This window comes from Burkholderia sp. Cy-637, assembly GCF_011753175.1.
GTDB lineage: Bacteria > Pseudomonadota > Gammaproteobacteria > Burkholderiales > Burkholderiaceae > Burkholderia > Burkholderia gladioli.
Genome location: NZ_VWWC01000076.1, coordinates 1 through 16,120 on the forward strand (window position 1 = coordinate 1; position 16,120 = coordinate 16,120).

The following is a 16,120-nucleotide window of genomic DNA, read 5'->3' on the forward strand; positions in this document are numbered from 1 at the left end:
GGCAGCCTGCGCCGCCGGTGCCGGCTTCGCTTCGGCCTGGGCCGGCGCGGCGGCCTTGGGCGCTTCCGCCTTGGCTGCCTCGGCCTTCGGCGCGGCCGCGGCCGGCGCGGCGCCTTCACCGCTTTCCAGCAGCACGATCAGCGTGCCTTCCGAGACGTTGTCGCCGATCTTGACCTTGATTTCCTTGACCACGCCGGCGGCCGGGCTCGGCACGTCCATGGTGGCCTTGTCCGATTCCAGCGTGACCAGCGACTGTTCCTTCTCGACCTTGTCGCCGACCTTCACGCCGATCTCGATGACCGGGATGTCCGTGAAGTCGCCGATGTCCGGCACCTTCACCTCGACCGTGCCGCCAGCGGCAGCCGGCGCAGCGGCGGGAGCCGCGGCCGGTGCTTCGGCCTTCGGCGCCTCGGCTGCCTTCGGGGCTTCGGCCTTGGCCTCGCCCGCGCCGCCCTCGAGGATCACGATCAGCGTGCCTTCCGACACGTTGTCGCCCACCTTGACCTTCACTTCCTTGACCACGCCGGCTTCCGAGCTCGGCACGTCCATGGTGGCCTTGTCCGATTCCAGCGTGACGAGCGACTGCTCCTTCTCCACCGTATCGCCCGCCTTCACCAGCACCTCGATGACGGGAATTTCCTTGAAATCGCCGATATCCGGCACTTTCACTTCGATCACTTGACTCATCTGTATCTGTCTCCTGGGTCGCGCGCGCCGTCACCGGCGTGCGCGGCATGACATGGCACGTTTGCGTTAAACCGTCATCGGATTGGGCTTGGACGGATCGAGGTCGTACTTCTTGATCGCCTCGGCCACGACCTTGCGGTCGATCGTGCCTTCGTCGGCCAGCGCGTTCAGCGCGGCGACGGTCACCCAGTAGCGGTCCACCTCGAAGAAGTGGCGCAGCGCCTTGCGGGTGTCCGAACGGCCGTAGCCGTCGGTACCGAGCACCACGAAGCGGCGGTCGATCTGGCCGCGGATCTGGTCGACCAGCGCGCGCACGTAGTCGGTCGATGCGATCACCGGGCCTTGCGTGTCCTTCAGCAGCTTCTGGACATGCGACAGGCGACGCTCCTCGGTCGGGTTCAGCAGGTTCCAGCGCTCGACGTCATGGCCTTCGCGGGCCAGTTCGGTGAAGCTCGGCACGCTCCAGAGGTCGGCGGCGACGCCCCAGTCGTTCTTCAGCAGGTCGGCGGCGGCGATCACTTCGTTGAAGATCGTGCCCGCGCCCAGCAGTTGCACGCGCGGCGCCTTCTGGTCGGCCTCGGCCTTCCTGAACGCGTACATGCCCTTGATGATGTCGGCCGCCACGTGCTCGCCCTGCGGGATCGCCGGGTGCTCGTAGTTCTCGTTCATCACCGTGATGTAGTAGTACACGTCTTCCTGGTCGGCCACCATGCGCTGCAGGCCGTTCTGGATGATCACCGCGAGTTCATAGCCGAAGGTCGGGTCATAGCTGACGCAGTTCGGCACCGAGGCCGCCCACAGCAGCGAGTGGCCGTCCTCGTGCTGCAGGCCTTCGCCGTTCAGCGTGGTGCGGCCGGCGGTGCCGCCCAGCAGGAAGCCGCGTGAACGCATGTCGCCAGCGGCCCAGGCCAGGTCGCCGATACGCTGGAAGCCGAACATCGAGTAGAAGATGTAGAACGGCACCATGATCTCGTTGTGCGTCGAATACGACGTCGCCGCCGCGATCCAGTCGCACATGCCGCCCGCTTCGTTGATGCCTTCCTGCAGGATCTGGCCGGTTTCCGATTCCTTGTAGAACATCAGCTGGTCGGAATCTTCCGGCACGTACTTCTGGCCCTGCTGGTTCCAGATGCCGATCTGGCGGAACAGGCCTTCCATGCCGAAGGTACGCGACTCGTCCGGGACGATCGGCACCACGCGCTTGCCCAGCGCCTTGTCCTTGAGCAGGATGTTCAGGATCCGCACGAAGGACATGGTGGTCGAGATCTCGCGGCCTTCGCCGGTGCCCTTGAGCAGCGGCTCGAACACCTCGAGCGCCGGCACCGGCAGCGATTCCGCCTTCTGGCGGCGCTGCGGCAGGTAGCCGCCGAGCGCCTGGCGGTGCTGGCGCATGTACTCGAGTTCCTTCGAGCCTTCCTCGAACTTCAGGTAGGGCACGTCGCCGATCACGTCGTCCGAGATCGGCAGGCGGAACTGGTCGCGGAAGCGCTTCAGTTGCTCGACCGGCAGCTTCTTCTGCTGGTGCGTGATGTTCATGGCCTGGCCGGCCTCGCCCATGCCGTAGCCCTTGATGGTCTTGGCCAGGATCACGGTCGGCGAGCCCTTCGAGTTGCTCGCCTCGTGGAACGCCGCGTAGATCTTGTGCGGATCGTGGCCGCCGCGGTTCAGGTTCCAGATGTCGTCGTCGGACCAGTCGGCGACCAGCGCCTTCAGCTCCGGCGTGTTGAAGAAGTGCTCGCGCACGTAGGCGCCCGACTCCGACTTGTAGGTCTGGTACTCGCCGTCGACCACGTCCATCATGCGGCGCATCAGGGCACCGCTCTTGTCGCGCGCGAACAGCGCATCCCAGCGGCTGCCCCAGATCACCTTGATGACGTTCCAGCCGGCGCCGCGGAATTCCGATTCCAGTTCCTGGATGATCTTGCCGTTGCCGCGCACCGGGCCGTCCAGGCGCTGCAGGTTGCAGTTGATCACGAACACCAGGTTGTCCAGCCGCTCGCGGCTGGCCATGCCGATCGCGCCGAGCGATTCCGGCTCGTCGGTCTCGCCGTCGCCGAGGAAGGCCCAGACCTTGCGGCCCTGGGTCTTGGCGATGCCGCGCGCTTCCATGTACTTCATGAAGCGGGCCTGGTAGATCGCCATGATCGGGCCGAGGCCCATCGAGACGGTCGGGAACTGCCAGAAGTCCGGCATCAGCCACGGATGCGGGTACGAGGAGATGCCGTTGCCGCCCACTTCCTGGCGGAAGTTGTCGAGCTGGTCTTCCGTCAGGCGGCCCAGCAGGAAGGCGCGCGAGTAGACGCCCGGCGAGGAATGGCCCTGCACGAACACCAGGTCGCCGCCGTGCTCGGCGGACGGCGCGTGCCAGAAGTGGTTGTAGCCGACGTCATACAGGGTCGCGGCCGAGGCGAACGAGGCGATATGGCCGCCCACGTTGGTGTCCTTGCCGGCGCGCAGCACCATCGCCAGCGCGTTCCAGCGCGTGTACGAACGAATGCGGTGCTCGAGATCCTGGTCGCCCGGGTTCTTGGCCTGCTGGTCGAGCGGGATGGTGTTGATGTAGGGGGTGTTCGCGGAGAACGGCAGATGTTCGCCGTTCATGCGGGCGAACTCGATCTGCTTCTCGATGAGGTAGTGCGCGCGGCCAGGACCGACGGACGAGATCACGCCGTTCAGGGCTTCGAGCCATTCGACGGTTTCCTGGGCATCTTCGTCGTGCTCGGCGGCCACATACTTCATCACTTCGTTCGGTACAGCGGACATACTCGTCTCCTGGGTCCTGAGTGTGAGGATCGCGCTGCGTGCAGACGACGTGATTCCGGCCGGCTGCGGCAAGCTCCGGCGGATTGTAAAGACCCTCGGCGGGCGGGCGCAACAAAATTTTCGAGTTGTGAGATTGTTTCTCACCATACGAAATTTTGCTGCGCTGCACCCTTGCCGCTTGGCCCATCCGCGACAAATTTCGCTTTCAGTTCAACAATGCGCGACGCCGTTTTGTCCGCATGGCCCTGCGCTACAATGCGTGCCATGTTGACCGATCGGCTATTCGCACGCTCGGCGCGAGCGTCCGGTGCGCCGGCCGAGTCGCAGCCGTCCCGTTGGCACCACGGCCCGTGGTGGTCCAATTCCTATCTGTTGACGCCGCTGCTGTCGATCCTGGTGTTCCTGGTGGTGATGAGCCTCATCCTGTGGAGCCTCAACCGCCGCGAACAACAACAGCAGGAAGACACCCTCTATCGCAACGTCGCCTGGGCGCAGCAGCAGATCCGCCTGTCGATGACGAGCGCCCAGGAGCAATTGCAGGCCTTCGCGCGCGACATCGCGCTGGGCCGCGTCGACGAGCACGGCTTCCAGTCCGGCGTCGGCGACGTGATGCAGGCGCATCCCGAGATCCTCTACCTGAACTGGTATGTCGCGCCCGGCGCCGCGCGCTGGCCGGACATGCAGATCCCGGCGCTGGGCCAGCGCCTGGCCAAGCCGAACGACGCCCAACTGGCCGAGATCGTGCGCGGCGCCTGGTCGGACGCGAGGGAAACGCGCCGGCAGGCCTACGCGGCGATAGCCTACGACGATTTCGGCAACGGCTTCGTGACGCTGCAGACCCCGGTGATGCGCGACCGCGAATACCTGGGCTCGATCGCCGCGGTGTTCTCGGTCGAGGGCATCCTCAAGCACGACATCCCGCCCGAGCTGTCGGCCAAGTACAAGATCTCGATCACCGACGTCAACAACCGCGAGCTGGCCTCGACCTCCTCGCGCCCGCGCCTGCCGCGCGACGCCCATTACGACCTGCCGCTGGACCCGCCCGGCCAGGGCCTGACGGTTCGCGTCTACGCCTACCCGCAGATGACGAACCTGACGAACAACACGCTCGTCTGGCTGGTCGCGGGCCTGTCCTGCTTCGTGCTCTGGAGCCTGTGGAGCCTCTGGAAGCACACCCGCCAGCGCTTCGAGGCGCAGCAGGCGCTGTACGCGGAAGCCTTCTTCCGGCGCGCGATGGAGAATTCGGTGCTGATCGGCATGCGCGTGCTGGACATGCACGGCCGCATCACCCACGTGAACCCGGCCTTCTGCCGCATGACGGGCTGGGACGAGGCCGACCTGGTCGGCAAGACCGCGCCCTTCCCCTACTGGCCGCGCGACGCCTATCCCGAGATGCAGCGCCAGCTCGACATGACGCTGCGCGGCAAGGCGCCCTCCTCGGGCTTCGAGCTGCGGGTGCGCCGCAAGGACGCCTCGATGTTCCATGCGCGGCTCTATGTTTCGCCGCTGATCGACAGCTCGGGCCGCCAGACCGGCTGGATGTCGTCGATGACCGACATCACCGAGCCCAAGCGCGCCCGCGAGGAACTGGCCGCCGCCCACGAGCGCTTCACCACCGTGCTGGAGAGCCTGGACGCCGCGGTTTCGGTGCTGGCCGCCGACGAGGCCGAGCTGCTGTTCGCCAACCGCTACTACCGCCATCTGTTCGGGATCCGCCCCGACGGCCACCTGGAATTGTCCGGCGGCGGCTTCGACAGCACCCAGGCCTCCTCCGACTCGATCGACCTGGTCGACGCCTTCGCCGGCCTGCCGGCCACCGCGCTGACCGAAAGCACGGCCGACGCGCAGGAAGTCTACGTCGAGAGCATCCAGAAGTGGTTCGAGGTGCGCCGCCAGTACATCCAGTGGGTGGACGGCCATCTGGCGCAGATGCAGATCGCCACCGACATCACCACCCGCAAGAAGGCCCAGGAACTGGCCCACCAGCAGGAAGAGAAGCTGCAGTTCACCAGCCGCCTGATGACGATGGGCGAGATGGCCTCGTCGATCGCGCACGAGCTGAACCAGCCGCTGGCGGCCATCAACAACTACTGCTCGGGCACCGTGGCGCTGGTCAAGAGCGGCCGCGGCACCGCCGAGACGCTGCTGCCCGCGCTCGAGAAGACCGCCCAGCAGGCGCTGCGCGCCGGCATGATCGTCAAGCGCATCCGCGAATTCGTGAAGCGCAGCGAGCCCAAGCGCCAGGCCGCGCGGGTGGCCGACATCGTGGCCGACGCGGTGGGCCTGGCCGAGATCGAGGCGCGCAAGCGGCGAATCCGGATCGTCACGGAAATTCGCGCGAGAATGCCTATCATTTATGTCGACCCCGTGCTGATCGAGCAGGTGTTGATGAACCTGATGAAGAACGCGGCCGAGGCGATGGGCGAGGTCAAGGATCCGAACACCGACGGCCTGATCCGCGTGGTGGCCGACATCGAGGCCGGCTTCGTCGACATCCGCGTGATCGACCAGGGCCCGGGCGTGGACGAAGCGTCCGCCGAGCGCCTGTTCGAACCGTTCTACAGCACCAAGTCCGACGGCATGGGCATGGGGCTCAACATCTGTCGTTCGATCATCGAGTCGCACCGCGGTCGGCTCTGGGTCGTCAACAATATCGAGGCGGACGGCCGCGTTTCCGGCGCGACGTTCCATTGCAGCCTGCCCATCGGGGCACCCGAGGACCACGGCCGCAGCGGCGTGGCATCACATACTGTTACGGGAGAGATATGAATAGCCCTGTCACCACCCCTCAGGAAACCGTCTTTGTCGTCGACGATGACGAGGCCGTGCGCGATTCACTGCGCTGGCTGCTGGAGGCGAACGGCTATCGCGTGCAATGCTTCTCGAGCGCCGAGCAGTTTCTCGATGGTTATCAACCGGCCCAGCAGGCCGGCCAGATCGCCTGCCTGATCCTCGACGTGCGGATGTCGGGCATGAGCGGCCTGGAACTGCAGGAACGCCTGATCGCCGACAACGCCGCGCTGCCGATCATCTTCGTGACGGGTCACGGCGACGTGCCGATGGCGGTCTCGACCATGAAGAAGGGCGCGATGGATTTCATCGAGAAGCCCTTCGACGAGGCCGAGCTGCGCAAGCTGGTCGAACGCATGCTCGACAAGGCCCGCAACGAGAGCAAGAGCGTCCAGGAACAGCGCGCCGCCAGCGAGCGCCTGTCCAAGCTGACCGCGCGCGAGCAGCAGGTGCTGGAGCGCATCATCGCCGGGCGCCTGAACAAGCAGATCGCCGACGATCTCGGCATCAGCATCAAGACGGTCGAGGCGCATCGCGCCAACATCATGGAAAAGCTCAACGTCAACACGGTCGCGGACCTGCTGCGTCTCGCGCTGTCGAAGAAGCAGGCCTGAGCGTGTAACGCGCCGCCCTGTCGCGCCCCGGTCGCGGGGCTGGCGGGGCGTGTGATCCCGGGGTGCTTGCGTTGATCTGCTTGCCTTGCCGACCTGCCGCTTGATGGACCGCCGCGGCATCCGCGTTGCGACCCGGGTCGCCGCGCGGATGCCGCGGCCTTGCATTCGGCGCCCGCGCGGCTGGCCCGGCTGGCTCGAACGGCCCGGCGCGGCATGCCCCGCCCGTGACGACGCCCACCGTCCGTCATGCTCGCCCCATCCATCGCGCCGTCATGGCGCCCCATCGCCGGATCGATGTCGGGTCCCGGCAGGCGATGGGTATAATTCCGTGCTTTGCAGCGGCGCCCCCGCCGGGCCGCCGCGCCGGCTTTTCCCTATTCGGATCGAATCCCACCATGACAGCCACCCTGATCGACGGCAACGCCCTTTCGAAGACCCTGCGCGCGCAAGCGGCCGAACGCGCCGCCGCGCTGAGCGCGCGCGGCCATCGCCCCGGCCTCGCGGTCGTGCTGGTCGGCGACAACCCGGCCAGCGAAGTCTATGTCCGCAACAAGATCAAGGCCTGCGAGGACAACGGCTTCTATTCGAAGAAGGACGTCTACCCGGCGACGCTGTCCGAAGCCGACCTGCTGGCCCATATCGACGCGCTGAACCGCGACCCGCAGATCCACGGCATCCTGGTGCAACTGCCGCTGCCGGGCCATATCGACAGCCACAAGGTGATCGAGGCGATCGCGCCCGAGAAGGACGTGGACGGCTTCCACGTCGCCAATGCCGGCGCGCTGATGACCGGCAAGCCGCTGTTCCGCCCCTGCACGCCCTACGGCGTGATGAAGATGTTCGAGGCGCACGGCATCGACCTGAGCGGCGCCAACGCGGTGGTGATCGGCCGCTCGAACATCGTCGGCAAGCCGATGGCGATGCTGCTGCTCGAGGCCGGCGCGACGGTCACCATCTGCCACAGCAAGACCCGCGACCTGGCCGCCCATACGCGCCAGGCCGACGTGGTGGTGGCCGCGGTCGGCAAGCGCAACGTGCTGACCGCCGACATGATCAAGCCCGGCGCGGTGGTGATCGACGTCGGCATGAACCGCAACGAGGCAGGCAAGCTCTGCGGCGACGTCGATTTCGACGGCCTGCGCGAGGTGGCCGGCTTCATCACGCCGGTGCCGGGCGGGGTCGGCCCGATGACGATCACGATGCTGCTGATCAACACGCTCGAAGCCGCCGAACGCGCGGCCGACGCGGCGGCCTGAGCGCCCGGGGCCCGGTCGAGCCGCGCAGGCTTCGGCCGGCTTCCCCTGGCCCGCCCCGCCGCCCGCCGGCGGGGCGCTTCCCCGACTCTCGCTCCCGCTTTTCGCCCCCCCTGCTCGTTTCCGCCGCCTCCCCGTCGCGCCGTCTTCCCGCCCCGCTTTTCCCCGATCAGCCGTCCCCCGCGCCGCGCGCCCCGTCGCCCCTCCAATCACCTCGTTAGAAACTTCCGATTGGAAACCGGCCACACCGCCCCAATAATGTCGACATGCCGCGGCCTCGCTGCCGCGCCCGTTGAACCGAATTCCGACCCCGCAGGGAGCACCATGTCCGTCAGCGCCAATGCCAACCCGCTTCTCGATTTCTCCGGCCTGCCCCGCTTCGGCGAGATCCGTCCCGAACACGTGACGCCCGCCCTCGATACGCTGCTCGAACAGGCGGAAGACGCCGTCGCCCGCGCCGCCGACGCGGCCACGCCCGCCACCTGGAACGAGGTGGTGGAAGCCGTCGAGCGCGTCACCGAGCCGCTCGGCCGCGCCTGGGGCATCGTCGGCCACCTGAACGCGGTGGCCGACACGCCGGAGCTGCGCGCCACCTACGGCGAGAACCTGCCGCGCGTGACCGAATTCTGGTCGAGCGTGGGCCAGAACCTCGCGCTCTACGAGAAGTACAAGGCGATCGCCGCCGGCGCCGAATACGCCACGCTGAGCGCCGAGCGCCGCAAGATCCTCGACAACTCGCTGCGCGACTTCCGCCTGTCCGGCGCCGAGCTGCCCGAGGCGCAGAAGCCGCGCTTCGCCGAGCTGCAGGAGCAGCAGGCCGCGCTCTCGAAGGCCTTCTCGGACCACGTGCTCGACGCCACCAACGGCTACGCCTACTACGCCGAATCGGAAGACCAGCTCGCCGGCCTGCCCGACGACGCGATCGCCGCCGCGCGCGAGGCCGCGCAGCGCGAGGACAAGGCCGGCTGGAAGTTCACCCTGCACTTCCCCTCCTACTTCCCGGTCCTGCAATACGCCGACAACCGCGCGATGCGCGAGACCCTGTACCGCGCCTACGTCACGCGCGCCTCGGAACTGGGCCCGCAATACGGCGGCGGCAAGGCCGAATGGGACAACACCAAGGTGGTGGCCGAGACGCTCGCGCTGCGTCGCGAGGAAGCCGTGATGCTCGGTTACGCGAACTTCGCGGAAGTGTCGCTGGCGCCGAAGATGGCCGAGTCGCCGGCCCAGGTCACGGCCTTCCTGGAGGACCTGGCGGTGCGCGCGCGCCCGCACGCCGAGCGAGACTGGGACGAGCTGCGCGCCTTCGCCGCCGGCACGCTCGGCATGAGCGAGCTGGCGCCCTGGGACGTCGCCTACGCGGCCGAGAAGCTGCGCGAGCAGCGCTACGCGTTCTCGGAAAACGAGGTCAAGCAGTACTTCCCGGAACCGGCCGTGCTGAAGGGCCTGTTCACCGTCACCGAGACGCTGTTCGGCGTGAAGATCCGCCGCGACGAGGCGCCGGTCTGGCATCCCGACGTGCGCTTCTTCCGCGTCGAGAACGCCGACGGCAGCCTGGTCGCGCAGTTCTACCTCGATCTCTACGCGCGCGAGGGCAAGCGCGGCGGCGCCTGGATGGACGACGCGCGCTCGCGCGCCCGACGCGCGGCCGGCCTGCAGACGCCGGTGGCCTACCTGACCTGCAACTTCTCGGCGCCGATCGGCGACAAGCCGGCCTGCTTCACGCACGACGAGGTGATCACGCTGTTCCACGAGTTCGGCCACGGCCTGCACCACATGCTCACGCGCGTCGACGAGCTCGGCGTGTCGGGCATCAACGGCGTGGAATGGGATGCGGTCGAGCTGCCCTCGCAGTTCATGGAGAACTTCTGCTGGGAATGGGACGTGCTGCCCTCGATGTCCTCGCACGTCGAGACCGGCGCCTCGCTGCCGCGCGCGCTGTTCGACAAGATGCTGGCCGCGAAGAACTTCCAGAGCGGGCTGGGCACGCTGCGCCAGATCGTGTTCTCGATGTACGACATGCTGCTGCACGTCGATTTCGATCCGGCCGGCGCCAGCAACGCGGTGGAGTTCGCGCGCGAGATCAACGAGCGCTTCCACGTGATCCCGCAGGCGCCGTTCTCGCGCTGGCCGAACACCTTCAGCCATATCTTCGCGGGCGGTTACGCGGCCGGCTACTACAGCTACAAGTGGGCCGAGGTGCTGTCGGCCGACGCCTACGCGGCCTTCGAGGAAGCGGCCAAGGCCAGCGGCACGGTGCTCGACGCGGCCACCGGCACGCGCTATCGCCGCGAGATCCTCGAAGTGGGCGGCAGCCGCCCGGCGATGGACTCGTTCAAGGCCTTCCGCGGCCGCGAGCCGGAGATCGACGCGCTGCTGCGCCACAACGGCATGGCCGCCGGCACGCAGCCGCACTGAGGCGCCGGCAGGGCGCCTGATCGACGCGCGCCGGCCGCCGCCGGCGCGTGTCGAATCCCCAGGCAACGGCATCCACTTCGCGTGGATGCCGTTTTTTCATGAAGGCGCGCCGTCCCCTTCGCCGTCGCCCTCCTCGCCCTCCTCGACCGAAACTTCGGGCGCCTGGTCCTCGTCGTCGTCGAACAAGGCGATCTGGCCGTGACGCTCGGCCGTGTCCTCGTCGACCCTCACGCCCACGCCGAGCAGCCGCACCGGCTGGCGCCGCCGCTCCAGGCCCTTCTCGAGCAGCGCGACGGCCGTATCCACATCGCTGCGATCGGCCACGCACTCGACCGTGGTGCGCTGGAAATCGGCGAAGCGGATCTTCACGAACAGCTTGCGGATGGTCTTGCGCGAGTGGGTGCGCTCGATGCGCGTGTCGAGCTGGGCCACCAGCTTGCGCAGTTCCTCGGCGCACTGCTCAGGCGTGACGAGATCGGCCACATAGGTGGTCTCCACGCTGACCGACTTGCGCTCGCGATCGGCATGCACGCGCCGCTCGTCGATGCCGCGCGAGAGCTCGTGCAGGCGCCGGCCGAAGGCGCCGAACTCGCGATGCAGGTCGAACAGCGACCAGTCGCGCAACTGTGCGCAGGTCTCGATGCCGAGCCGTTCGAGCCGCGCGGCGGTCACCCGGCCCACGCCGAACAGCTTGCGCACCGGCAGCGCCGCCACGAAGGCCTCGACCTGATGCGGGCGCACCACGAACAGGCCGTCGGGCTTGTTCCAGTCGGAGGCGATCTTGGCGATGAACTTGTTCGGCGCGACGCCGGCCGAGACCGTCACGCCGACCGTGTCGCGCACGCGCTCGCGGATCTCGCGCGCGATCAGGGTGGCGCTGCCCTGGCAGCGCTCGGTGCCGCTGACGTCGAGATAGGCCTCGTCGAGCGAGAGCGGCTCGACCTCGGGCGTGTAGTCGCGATAGATCGCCATGATCGCGCGCGAGGCGATGCGGTACTTGTCCATCGAGGGCGGCAGGATCAGCAGCTCGGGGCACTTGCGCACCGCCAACGCCGAGGACATCGCCGAATGCACGCCGAAGCGCCGCGCCTCGTAGTTGCAGGTGGCGATCACGCCGCGCCGGTCGGGCCGCCCGCCCACCGCGAGCGGCCGGCCGCGCAGCGAGGGATCGTCGCGCATCTCGACCGAGGCGTAGAAGCAGTCGCAGTCGAGGTGGATGATCTTGCGCGCGAACCCGGCCGCGCCGCCCGACGAGGCGGACGGCGCGGCGGATTCCATGGCGGGGGCGGCAGCGAGCGGTTTCAAGGTGACGATACTGTACAAAAAAACAGTGTCGCCGTGTTGAGGGATCGCTTGGGAAAGATAAAGGGTTGGAGCATCCAGGCGGCATCGCGATGCCACACCATGCCGCCCTTATTGCCGGAACACGGCCAGCTTGGTGGCGAGCCCGAGGAAGAAGGCGCCCAGCGTGCGGTCGATCCAGGCCGCCATGCGCCGGCTGGCGCGCAGACGCTGCGCCAAGCGATCGCCGAACAGGATCAGCGGCGGCTCGATCACAGCCGCCACCGCGATGATCAGCACGCCGTGCAGGCCGAGCTGCAGCGGCACCGGCCCGGCGCCGGCCACCACGAACTGCGGCAGCAGGGCCAGGAAGAAGATCGCGACCTTGGGGTTGAGGATGTCGATCAGCACGCCCTGCAGGAACACCTGCATGGGGCTGCGCCGGCGGCTCGGCTCGTCGAGCCGGAAGGCGCCCGCCTTCGACCGGAGCGCCTGGATGCCGAGCCAGCTCAGGTAGATCACGCCCACCCACTTCACCACCAGGAACAGGCTGGCCGAGGTGTAGAGGATCGCCGACAGGCCGATCGCGGCGCACATCACATGGAACAGCGCGCCGCTCCAGACCCCGAGCATCGCGGCGAAACCGTGGCGCCGGCCGCTCTTGACGGTATGGCCGAGCATGAAGGCCAGGTCCGGCCCCGGCGTGAGGTTGAGCAGCACGGCCATGCCCAGGAAGGCCAGCCAGTGGGCGGAATCGTAGTGGAGCATCGCCATCCCCTGAATTCGATCGGCGGCACGGATCGCCTCGCGCGTCGTGCCTGTCCGGCAGAGCATACGGCAGGCACTTTCGCCCGATCAATCCCCGCGTGCGCCACCATGTGCCTGCGTCGTGTGCCGCGCGGGCGGCTCGACGCACCGTCACGGTCGGATCGCTCGATCCGTACCGGTCGTTGGGGCTTCCAGGTGTACCGCCGCGCGCCGGATTCGCCGCCTATACTCGACCAGCCCAATCACCAACAGGAACACCGGAATGAAGACGATCGGCCTGATCGGCGGGATGAGCTGGGAATCGTCGGCGGAATACTACCGGATGATCAACCGCGCCTCGAAGGCGCGGCACGGCGGCCACCACAACGCGAAGAGCGTGATGGTGACGGTCGATTTCGCCGAGATCGAGGCGCTGCAACGCGCCCAGGACTGGGACGCGCTCGGCGCGCGCATGGCCGACGCGGCGCGGCAGTTGCAGGCGGCCGGCGCCGACGTCGTGGTACTGACCACCAACACCATGCATCGCGTGGCCGACGCGATCGAGCGCGCGCTCACGCTGCCCTTCCTGCATATCGCCGATCCGACCGGCGCCGCGCTGCGCGCGGCCGGCGTCGAGCGGGTCGCCCTGCTCGGCACGCGCTACACCATGGAACTGCCGTTCTACGCGGCGCGGCTGGCCGAGCGTTTCGGCATCGAGGTGCTGACGCCGGACGCCGAGGATCGCGACACGGTCCATCGCGTGATCTACGAGGAGCTGTGCCACGGCCTGATCGAGCCGGCCTCGCGCGCCGCCTACGCGGCCATCATCGGCCGGCTGGCCGCGCGCGGCGCGCAGGCGGTGATCCTCGGCTGCACCGAGATCACGCTGCTGATCGGGGAGCACGATTCGTCGCTGCCGGTGTTCGATACCACCGCGCTGCACGCGCAGGCCGCGGTGGATTTCGCCGCGGCCTGAACCTCGTCCGGGCGACGCCAGCCGCCGCCTCAGATCCCCGTCAAACCCTGCAGGCTGATCTTCGACTGGGTGTTGGCGGGTTGCTCCCCGAGCTTGCTCAGCGCGCCATTGGCACCGATCGCGTAGGCCACGATCTTGTCGTCGCCGGCGTAGTCCTGGTAGAGGAACTTGCCGTCCGGGCTGACCCAGGAATCATTGGCGAAGGCCGAGCTCTGGTCCGCGACCGGCGTTTCGGTGGCCGCCGAGGCATTGACCAGGGTGAGCTTGCCGGCGCCGTCGATCGAGAACAGCGAAACCGCGCCGCTGCCGTTGCCGATATAGGCGAAGCGGTTGTCCGGCGTCAGCGAGATCCAGCACGGCGCGGCCTGCCCGGTCACGGTGACGGGCGCGCCGGTCGAGGTGAAATTGCCGCTCGGCGCCGAGAAGCCGAAGGATTCCACGCTGCCGCCCGGCGCGTCGGTCACCACGTAGGTGGAGGCCAGCGCGCCGGTGCCAAAGCGGCCGCCGAACGGACCGACGCCGGCCGAGGTACTGTTCACCGGCGTGCCGAGCGTGCCGTCGGCCTGCACCGGGAAGGCCAGCAGCGTATTGAGCGGCGCGGTCGGCGTGACGGTGCGCAGGAAGCCGTTGACGATCACGAACTTGCCGTCCGGGCTCAGCGACACCTGGGTCGGCAGCGCGTCCTGCACCACCACCGCGTACTGGCCGATCGCGCTCAGCTTGCCGTCGGCGCCGACGCGATAGGCGCCCAGTTCCTGCGCGCCCTGCTGGTGCGTGACATAGAGCACGCCGTTCGAGAACGCCAGCGAGGTCGGCCGCGTGCCGCCGGTGGGCGACACCGCCAGCAGGCTCAGCGTGCTGCCCGAGATCGAGAACACGCTGACCGTGTTGTCGCCGGCATTGGCCACGAACAGGCGCGTGCCGTCGGGCGAGACGATCAGGCTGTTGTTGCTGGTCAGCGCGTCGGGCGCGACCGTGTTGCCCATGAAGTAGTTGACGCCATTGGTGCCCTTGCCGCCGGTCGCTAGGCTCGGCATCGCGGCCAGCGTGCCGTCCGCGTTGCGCACGAAATGCAGCACCGCGTTCTGCGCGTCGTTGGTCTGCGCGAACAGCTGCGTGACCTTCTGCGGCGCAGCCGGCGGCGTGACCGGGGGCGGCGTGACCGGCGGCGGCGAGCTCGCCGTCGTCGTCGAATCATCGCCACCGCATGCCGCCAGCATCACCGCCGTGATCGTCAGTGCCGTCACCAGTTTGAGCTTCATCCGTTTACCTCGTTCATCAGGTTTCGAGTTACCCCCCGCATACCGGATCGGCTGCCTGTTTCGCGGGTGGATCATGTGCGCTCGGCGTCCGGTTCCTGGTCGTCCGGATTCGTCCGTGCGCAGGTCAGTTCGGAACCCTGACGGTTGCGGTTACAACGAGCGATAAAAAAAGAAGCCCGCGATCCCTTCCAGGATCGCGGGCTCGCGGGCCGGGTTCGGCTCGGGAAGACGCCTTACTTCGACATCGCGTCCGATGCCGCGGGCGACATGCCCATCGCATCGTGCTTCTTCATCTTGCCGCCCTTCTTGCCCATCGTGTCGTGCTTCATGGCGCCCTTGCCCATCGCGTCGTGCGACATCGCATCCTTGCTCATCGCGTCGTTCGACATGGCGCCGCTCGCCTGCGCGAATGCCGCCGAAGCGCCGAAAGCCAGCGTTGCCGTCACGATTGCCGTTGCCAGAACCTTCATCATGTACTCCTTTACCGGGTGGAAAAAATCGGTCCGTCCATCGCGGACCGTTTGGGGGAACAGCCGGCGGATCTCAGGATCCGCCGAACCAGTTGTAACCCTGGTCGACCCAGTAACCGCCCGGGTAGACATTGGTCACGAAGATCTCGACGATGTGCTTCGGATTCTTGTAGCCGAGCTTGGTCGGCATCCGCAGCTTCATCGGGTAGCCGTATTGCGCCGGCAGGCGCTGGCCGTCGTAGTCGAAGGCGAGCAGCGTCTGCGGATGCAGGGCCGTGGCCATGTCGATGCTTTCGTAGTAGTCGTCGGCGCAGCGGAATCCCACGTACTTCGCGCTGGTGTCGGCGCCGACTCGCCGCAGGAAATCGCCGAAGCGCGTGCCGCCCCAGCGGCCGATCGCGCTCCAGCCTTCCACGCAGATATGCCGCGTGATCTGCTCCTCGTGCGGCAGGGCATACAGCTCGGGCAGCGTCCAGACGCGCTGTCCCTTCACCAGGCCGCCGAGCTTCAGGCGGAAGTCGCTGCCGTCCACCTGCGGCACCTGGTCGATGCCGTAGAAGGCATTGAAGGGGAACGGCCGCGTGATCTGCGCCTCGGTATAGGTGGGCGCGAGCGCGCGGGGATCGAACAGCGCGGCCTGCACGCGATCGTTGAGCCGCGAGACGGCGGACAGGAAACCGTCGACCGAGGCGTCGTCGCCGAGCGTGCAGCCGCTGAGCATCGACAGGCCGCCGAGCGTCAGCAGGCGCTTGCCGAACAGGCGCCGCGAGGGCATCGAGAGTTCGCGTTGCGCATCGGCGAGCACGGTGTCGCGATCGACGCTCAGGCGCGGGCGGAGCAGGTTCTTCATGGTTCTTCT

The 16,120-nt window shown here is 67.7% G+C and carries 13 protein-coding genes; 5 read left to right on the top strand and 8 right to left on the bottom strand.

Annotation, left to right across the window (positions count from 1 at the left end; genetic code table 11):
• The 3 genes from F3J10_RS19825 to F3J10_RS36550 all read right to left on the bottom strand — a co-directional run.
• On the bottom strand, positions 1-687 hold a 687-nt coding region (locus tag F3J10_RS19825), incomplete at its 3' end, for a biotin/lipoyl-containing protein (RefSeq protein WP_345791225.1).
• A gap of 66 nt (positions 688-753) precedes the next feature.
• A complete protein-coding gene (gene aceE / locus F3J10_RS19830; protein ID WP_013698747.1) occupies positions 754-3,450 on the bottom strand; it encodes a pyruvate dehydrogenase (acetyl-transferring), homodimeric type in 2,697 nt (898 codons plus the stop codon).
• A gap of 140 nt (positions 3,451-3,590) precedes the next feature.
• Positions 3,591-3,716, bottom strand: a complete 126-nt coding sequence (locus F3J10_RS36550) for a hypothetical protein (protein ID WP_275691703.1) — start codon at positions 3,714-3,716, stop codon at positions 3,591-3,593.
• Between F3J10_RS36550 and fixL the strand changes: the two genes are divergently transcribed.
• The 4 genes from fixL (at position 3,715) to F3J10_RS19850 (ending at position 10,525) form a co-directional block, all read left to right on the top strand.
• A complete protein-coding gene (gene fixL / locus F3J10_RS19835; RefSeq protein WP_025099857.1) occupies positions 3,715-6,219 on the top strand; it encodes an oxygen sensor histidine kinase FixL in 2,505 nt (834 codons plus the stop codon). The two genes, F3J10_RS36550 and fixL, sit on opposite strands and share 2 nt — an antisense overlap.
• The gene (gene fixJ / locus F3J10_RS19840) at positions 6,216-6,854 is read left to right on the top strand and encodes an oxygen response regulator transcription factor FixJ (RefSeq protein WP_025099856.1); all 639 of its coding nucleotides are present in this window, start codon (positions 6,216-6,218) and stop codon (positions 6,852-6,854) included. The genes fixL and fixJ overlap by 4 nt, the downstream gene beginning before the upstream one ends.
• 395 nt (positions 6,855-7,249) lie before the next feature.
• Positions 7,250-8,110 carry a bifunctional methylenetetrahydrofolate dehydrogenase/methenyltetrahydrofolate cyclohydrolase FolD gene (gene folD, locus F3J10_RS19845; RefSeq protein ID WP_013698750.1) on the top strand — a complete coding sequence of 287 codons (861 nt, stop codon included), beginning with the start codon at positions 7,250-7,252 and terminating at the stop codon, positions 8,108-8,110.
• Positions 8,111-8,431: 321 nt separating this feature from the next.
• A complete protein-coding gene (locus tag F3J10_RS19850; protein ID WP_166913852.1) occupies positions 8,432-10,525 on the top strand; it encodes a M3 family metallopeptidase in 2,094 nt (697 codons plus the stop codon).
• 96 nt (positions 10,526-10,621) lie between these two features.
• On the opposite strand, the gene dinB is transcribed toward F3J10_RS19850, so the two are convergent.
• Both dinB and F3J10_RS19860 read right to left on the bottom strand, forming a co-directional pair.
• Complete coding sequence (gene dinB / locus F3J10_RS19855) at positions 10,622-11,803, bottom strand: DNA polymerase IV (protein ID WP_167242818.1); 1,182 nt, start codon at positions 11,801-11,803, stop codon at positions 10,622-10,624.
• A 135-nt stretch (positions 11,804-11,938) separates the two neighbouring features.
• Entirely contained in the window at positions 11,939-12,574 is a 636-nt protein-coding gene (locus F3J10_RS19860) for a LysE family translocator (RefSeq protein WP_166913854.1), read from the bottom strand.
• Between the two features lie 262 nt (positions 12,575-12,836).
• Here F3J10_RS19860 and F3J10_RS19865 point away from each other — a divergent pair, with 262 nt between their 5' ends.
• Positions 12,837-13,529, top strand: coding sequence for an aspartate/glutamate racemase family protein (locus F3J10_RS19865; protein WP_167242819.1), 693 nt, complete (start codon positions 12,837-12,839; stop codon positions 13,527-13,529).
• 29 nt (positions 13,530-13,558) lie between these two features.
• Here F3J10_RS19865 and F3J10_RS19870 read toward each other — a convergent pair whose 3' ends face one another.
• The 3 genes from F3J10_RS19870 to F3J10_RS19880 form a co-directional block, all read right to left on the bottom strand.
• On the bottom strand, positions 13,559-14,791 hold the full coding sequence (locus F3J10_RS19870; RefSeq protein ID WP_167242820.1) for a beta-propeller fold lactonase family protein: 1,233 nt from the start codon (positions 14,789-14,791) through the stop codon (positions 13,559-13,561).
• 233 nt (positions 14,792-15,024) lie between these two features.
• Complete coding sequence (locus tag F3J10_RS19875) at positions 15,025-15,261, bottom strand: pentapeptide MXKDX repeat protein (RefSeq protein WP_166913870.1); 237 nt, start codon at positions 15,259-15,261, stop codon at positions 15,025-15,027.
• 73 nt (positions 15,262-15,334) lie between these two features.
• Positions 15,335-16,111: a molybdopterin-dependent oxidoreductase gene (locus F3J10_RS19880; RefSeq protein WP_025099849.1), complete on the bottom strand. Its 777-nt coding sequence runs from the start codon at positions 16,109-16,111 to the stop codon at positions 15,335-15,337.
• Positions 16,112-16,120: the final 9 nt, after the last annotated feature.